The sequence below is a fragment of the Acinetobacter sp. YH12211 genome (assembly GCF_013418015.1).
GTDB lineage: Bacteria > Pseudomonadota > Gammaproteobacteria > Pseudomonadales > Moraxellaceae > Acinetobacter > Acinetobacter towneri.
In genome coordinates, this window is the sequence record NZ_VPCW01000056.1 from 1 (window position 1) to 6,025 (window position 6,025).

Here is a 6,025-nt window from a genome sequence, read left to right on the forward strand (position 1 = left end):
CGTGTCTCAGTCCCAGTGTGGCGGATCATCCTCTCAGACCCGCTACAGATCGTCGCCTTGGTAGGCCTTTACCCCACCAACTAGCTAATCCGACTTAGGCTCATCTATTAGCGCAAGGTCATAAAGATCCCCTGCTTTCTCCCGTAGGACGTATGCGGTATTAGCATCCCTTTCGGAATGTTGTCCCCCACTAATAGGCAGATTCCTAAGCATTACTCACCCGTCCGCCGCTAGCTCAGTTACCGAAGCAACCTTGCCCGCTCGACTTGCATGTGTTAAGCCTGCCGCCAGCGTTCAATCTGAGCCATGATCAAACTCTTCAGTTAAAATCATTTTGAAGTTTTAATCTAAACTTCCAAATCTGGCTCATCAATTTTCTGACTTAAATTTCGCTCAAATAAACTTCGAGTAATTTAAACCAATCAATCAATGAAATATCTTCGATTAATCAATCAGTAAAAATCCACACAAGTTGTTCTTCATAATCTCTTAATGATCTCAATTTCTGCCTCGTCAGCAGAAATTTTAACGCAAAACACTTCTAACAACTCAACCTTGTAAGCTAAGTTCGTAGGCTGTTTCGCGTCGGGATGAGTGCATTCTAGGGGATTTCAAAATCTTTGCAAGCCCAAAATTAGAATATTTTTCACGTATGTATTTTTTTTCTACAAAAATGCTTGGTTTTTTAATTTTTTAGCTATTTTTTCATCAAATTTAAATAAAAACTCCCATCTACAAAGTAAACAGGACTTTTTCATCCATACTTTTATGGACTCAAATCGGTCAAGTTTTGCAGGCTGTAATCAACGATTGCCAATGTATATGATTCTTTTTGTCTTGCGACATCTAAAAAATTTTACATCTCTGTTAAAAATGCTTTTGCATTATCCAAAATAATATTCCTACATACGGCGTACATCTAGCATTGATTTCATGTCAGCTTGGTGGTTTTGTCCGTTAATTCAAAGTTGATGCTTAGCATTTGCATTACCGACTTCAAGTTGACAAACCTACTCTTCTATTCGGCAAGTTTAGATCGCGCCATCCACATGCACTACTTACAAGATGTTTTACCATATATAAGTAGCTTTGAAATTTGAATTAGGTCTTAAAGTTTTAAGAAAATTTTTATAAAACAAAGAGAAGTAATCTTACATTTTACCTTTAGATATAAACCACAACAAAACTAGAGGCAAAAAAAAGAAAGAGATCTCTCCCAAAATCTCTCCCTCGGAGTTGAATCTATATGCGATCCATATATCATTATTATAGTTATACGAAAAAAAGAGTCCCTTGGGGAAGGGACTTGTAAATTGTGGAGCTATAGTTATAAGTACCCTCTAGATCTGTTTTGTACACTGTGTCTAGATGGGTAAATCTTATACATAACTGAGCAAAAATGCAAGCTGCTTGGCAAAATTTAAGTGTTGTTTTTATAAGGTTTTTTTTGAATTTACTTATTCATATAATTAATATACCAAACAGAAAATAAAAGCAGACCGAAGCCTGCTTTTATTTCAATCACTTAGAATGGATCTAGTCCGTAAATGTGACTTTGGCAATGGCTTTTTTACCCGCCTGAATAATATATGTTGCGTTTTCTTTGACCGAGAAACCTGCGTCGACCACATTCCAATCTACTTTTACTGCGCCACGTGCAACAGCATCTTTGGCTTGTGCGGCATTTTTGGTTAAACCTGCAGCACGTACAATAGAAGCAATAAATAATTCACCACCAAATTCAGCACGTGAAATCGTCACTTCTGGCGTACCTTCAGGTAATTCACCTTCGGTAATGATATTACCTGCACCTTTATGGGCATTGGCTGCAGCTTCGCTGCCGTGGAAACGCTCAACCAATTCGAGTGCCAAAATCTTTTTGATTTCTTGAGGATTACGACCTTCTGCCATTTCTTTGAGCAACACTTCAATTTCATCCATCGACTTGAAGCTGAGTAATTCAAAATAGCGCTCAATCAGACCATCAGGCATCGACAAGACTTTTTGATACATCGCACCCGGTGCATCAAATACGCCAATATAGTTGCCTAAAGATTTAGACATTTTATTCACGCCATCTAAACCTTCAAGAATTGGCACAGTAATACAAACTTGTGCTTCCTGATCATAACGACCTTGCAAGGTACGTCCCATCAACAAGTTAAAGGTCTGGTCTGTACCGCCCAATTCTACATCGGCTTGTAATGCCACCGAGTCATAACCTTGTACCAACGGATACAAAAATTCGTGAATCGCAATCGGTTGCTGGTTGTTATAACGCTTGGTGAAGTCATCACGTTCCAACATACGCGCTACGGTTTGCTGCGATGCCAACTGAATTAAGTCTGCTGCAGTTTTTGTTGCAAACCATTCAGAGTTAAACACCACTTTGGTTTTATTTGGATCAAGAATTTTAAAAACTTGTTCCTGATACGTTTTGGCATTTTCCAAGACTTTTTCACGTGACAACGGCGGACGTGTAGCACTTTTACCTGTTGGGTCACCAATCATGGCAGTGTAATCGCCAATCAAGAAAAATACTTCGTGACCTAAGTCTTGGAATACTTTTAATTTATTGATTAATACCGTATGCCCCAAGTGTAAATCAGGTGCAGTCGGGTCAAACCCCGCCTTAATTTTTAAAGGACGATTCTCTTTTAATTTCTTTAGAAGATCTTCTTCAGAAATAATTTCATGCGTGCCTCGTTGAATGAGAGCAAGTTGTTCTTCAGCTGGCAGGAAATTTGACATCACGAAATCCAAACACATCAGTTATTCAATTTGTGCGATATACTAACACTTTTTCAGCATATTGCAGGCTATAGAATAACCATGACAGCGATCTATATTGGGGTAATGACGGGCACAAGTATGGATGGTGTCGATCTTGTTGCTGCTTCTTTTGATCCACTGCAACTCCACGCGACCCTGACTTTGCCGTTTGATCCCGATTTACGTGACGAACTCATGGCACTGACTTTGCCAGGTGACAATGAAATTGACCGCATGGGCAAAGCAGATGTGGCTTTAGCCACCATGATTGGACATGGTATTAACAGCCTGATTGAAAAAAATAAACTGGATAAATCTCAAATTAAAGCGATTGGTTCGCATGGCCAGACCATTCGTCATCGTCCTGAACATGCTTTTACTTTACAAATTGGTGATCCGAACATCATCACCGAAATCACCCAAATTCCTGTAATTTCAGATTTTCGTCGTCGTGACATGGCTGCAGGCGGACAAGGCGCACCGTTAGTGCCCGCTTTCCATCAAAACTTATTTCAACATTCGAGTATTCATCGGGTTATTTTAAATTTAGGCGGTATTGCCAATGTCAGCTTATTACCTGCGGGGCAGCCTGAAGCAGTATCTGGTTTTGATACAGGGCCTGCCAATATTTTAATGGATGCTTGGTGTGAGCGTTATACAGGTCAGCCGTATGATGAAAATGGCAACTGGGCTGCTTATGGACACCCGATTCGCAGCTTACTAGATCGATTGCAAGCGCATGCATTTTTCTCTAAAGAACCGCCAAAAAGTACGGGGCGCGAAGACTTTAATTTGGAATGGCTAGATGAACAGGTTGCCGATTGGCGCAATGATGTGGAATATGACGAGCTGGAAGATAATCCTGAAAATATTCAAGCGACTTTATTAAAGCTCACCACCCGCGCGATTAAAAAAGCCATTTATCGTTCAGGCATGGATACAGGTGAAGTCTATGTCTGTGGCGGTGGTGCCTATAATTCTTATTTGCTAGAGCAATTGCGCTGGCGTTTGCGCAAACATCAATGGACTGTACAAAGTACAGCCGATTTAGGGCTAAACCCAACATGGGTCGAAGCCACCGCCTTTGCTTGGTTGGCAATGCGTTTTTGTCAGCAATTAAGTGGCAATTTACCTGCGGTCACAGGGGCTAAAGGTGATCGCATTTTAGGTACCATGACTTTGGTTTAAGGATGCACTTTTAAACCAGATCAGTAGCAACAAAAAAGCCTTTCCTCTTCTATATAGGAAAGGCTTTGATCATTTTGAGTGCATCAATCTACTTTTTCAGATGCTGAAACTCAAAAATATTTAAATCATACTTAGATTGAGAATGAAGAACCACAACCACAAGTCGTGGTTGCATTCGGGTTTTGTACCACAAAACGCGAACCTTCCAAGCCTTCAATATAGTCCACTACCGAGCCAACTAAATATTGATAGCTGAGTGAATCGACCAGCATTTTTACATCGCCATTCACAAATTCTGCATCATCTTCATTTTGGCTTTCCGCAAAGTTAAAGCCATAAGAAAATCCTGAACAACCGCCACCTGTCACATATACACGTAGCATTAAGTCTTGATTACCTTCACTGTCACGCAATTGGCGAACTTTTTTAGCAGCGTTGTCGGTGAGCTCAAGTGCTTGGGCATTCATGATGGATTTTCCTCAGGTACAATTCAGATGTCTTTTCTGCAAAAAGACCACTTATCAAGTATAGCATACTCAATATTGGGACGGTGATGCAGAATTAAAGTGAATTCTGAGTAATTACCTCAAGATTCTCCAATTATTTGTAATTTTCGTCCTGCAAGCCACATTCAAAATTGGTTGGCGCTTCTTTACAGCGGAATTGCCACAATAATTTCATCATGCGTTTGTCATAAACACCACGTTTAGTTAAATCAATCCGCGATTCACGCATCATTTTTTGATAACCCGGTTGATCTGCTGCAGGTACTTGCATCCAATATTTTGCAGGAATATCGGCTTTCATTTTGCCTAAAATACCAAAGGCACGTGGTAACTGCCCTTTCACCCATTCACGTGATTTTTGCCCAAAACCTGCAGGGAATTTATCTGGGCGGATAATGATATTGCCCGTGACCTGTAAAATTGGATAATTCACAATCGCGCCTTTAGTGCCTAAGCCTTTATGTAGTTCCAAAGGACGGAATACTGCAGCAGGCGCACCAATAATATCGACCTGACCATTGTTAAATTTACTGCCAAAATTGGTGACATCGGCACTTACTGCTTGCGCACCAATTTGCTGTACCATAATTTTTTGCGCTTGGTCATAATCTAAAACAGCAATTTTTTTCCCCGCGGCTTTGGCGACACTATTAATACTGCGGTCATTCACCATCAAAAAGGCATCACCCACAGGAATGACACCTGCGACTTCATACTGACCATTGCGCATATATTTGGCAAAAGCAGGACTCGCCAAACCTTGCATGACTTTAACTGCCAGTTTTAAATCTGGAATCGCACCAATTGCATCTAATGAGCCTGTAAAATGGTTAAATTGACGACCACGCATGCCCGTCACACTAATACCATCACATTTTCCTGCTTTAAAATCTTCTGCAATCACGCCTTCGTTTTGACCTACGCGTAACTCAATTTCTGCGCCCCAGTTTTTGGCCGCCAATTGATAGTCTTGCATTAAGTTATAGACATCACCGTTTTTACCGACCAAGTCGAATACACAGACCACTTGCTTAGCCTGCACTGCACTGGCGGCTAAAGACAAGCCTGCACCGAATAATAAAGCTTGCGTCCATTGTTTCATTTTATAGTTCCTTCCATTTTTTGTTTTTCTGGTCAAAATTGATTCAAACCTTCAATTTTGTAGCACTGTACTTTTCATCAAGCTAAGATTAGCGAATTTTGATCTTTGGCTGATATGACTCAATTGACGAATCTTTCAATTTGACATCCTCCCCGACCTAAAGGACGGAGATTCCTACTGCTAGACGCTCATGCCCGAGCGCAAGAATATTCAGTGCGGAATTTACATCCCGATCATGGAGCGTACCACACTCCACACACTGCCATTCTCTTATTCCAAGTCCTGCTCTACCTTCCGGACTACTGGAGCGTGAGCCACAGCACGAACAAGTTTGGGTGGTATAGGCTTCATTGACTTCTTCATAACATACCCCTGCGTTCTCGCATTTATACTTGAGCATGGTTCTTAGTGTTGTCCAACTGGCATCTAGCACTGATTTAGCCAATCTGGTTTGTGC

The 6,025-nt window shown here is 40.9% G+C and carries 5 protein-coding genes and 1 rRNA gene; 1 reads left to right on the plus strand and 5 read right to left on the minus strand.

Going from position 1 to position 6,025, the window contains the following annotated elements; translation table 11 throughout:
* A 16S ribosomal RNA gene (locus tag FTU98_RS13630) occupies window positions 1–326 on the minus strand; the annotation flags it as partial.
* 1,210 nt (window positions 327–1,536) lie between these two features.
* A complete protein-coding gene (gene tyrS, locus FTU98_RS13635; protein ID WP_179991025.1) occupies window positions 1,537–2,769 on the minus strand; it encodes a tyrosine--tRNA ligase in 1,233 nt (410 codons plus the stop codon).
* Window positions 2,770–2,832: 63 nt separating this feature from the next.
* Here tyrS and FTU98_RS13640 point away from each other — a divergent pair, with 63 nt between their 5' ends.
* Window positions 2,833–3,960: an anhydro-N-acetylmuramic acid kinase gene (locus FTU98_RS13640; RefSeq protein ID WP_180051559.1), complete on the plus strand. Its 1,128-nt coding sequence runs from the start codon at window positions 2,833–2,835 to the stop codon at window positions 3,958–3,960.
* 131 nt (window positions 3,961–4,091) lie between these two features.
* On the opposite strand, the gene erpA is transcribed toward FTU98_RS13640, so the two are convergent.
* From erpA to FTU98_RS13655, 3 genes are all read right to left on the minus strand, one after another.
* Window positions 4,092–4,427, minus strand: coding sequence for an iron-sulfur cluster insertion protein ErpA (erpA, locus tag FTU98_RS13645; protein ID WP_004969742.1), 336 nt, complete (start codon window positions 4,425–4,427; stop codon window positions 4,092–4,094).
* A gap of 133 nt (window positions 4,428–4,560) precedes the next feature.
* Window positions 4,561–5,568, minus strand: a complete 1,008-nt coding sequence (locus tag FTU98_RS13650; RefSeq protein WP_131261901.1) for a putative solute-binding protein — start codon at window positions 5,566–5,568, stop codon at window positions 4,561–4,563.
* A 157-nt stretch (window positions 5,569–5,725) separates the two neighbouring features.
* A partial coding sequence (locus FTU98_RS13655; RefSeq protein WP_179989758.1) for an RNA-guided endonuclease TnpB family protein occupies window positions 5,726–6,025 on the minus strand: 300 nt, incomplete at its 5' end.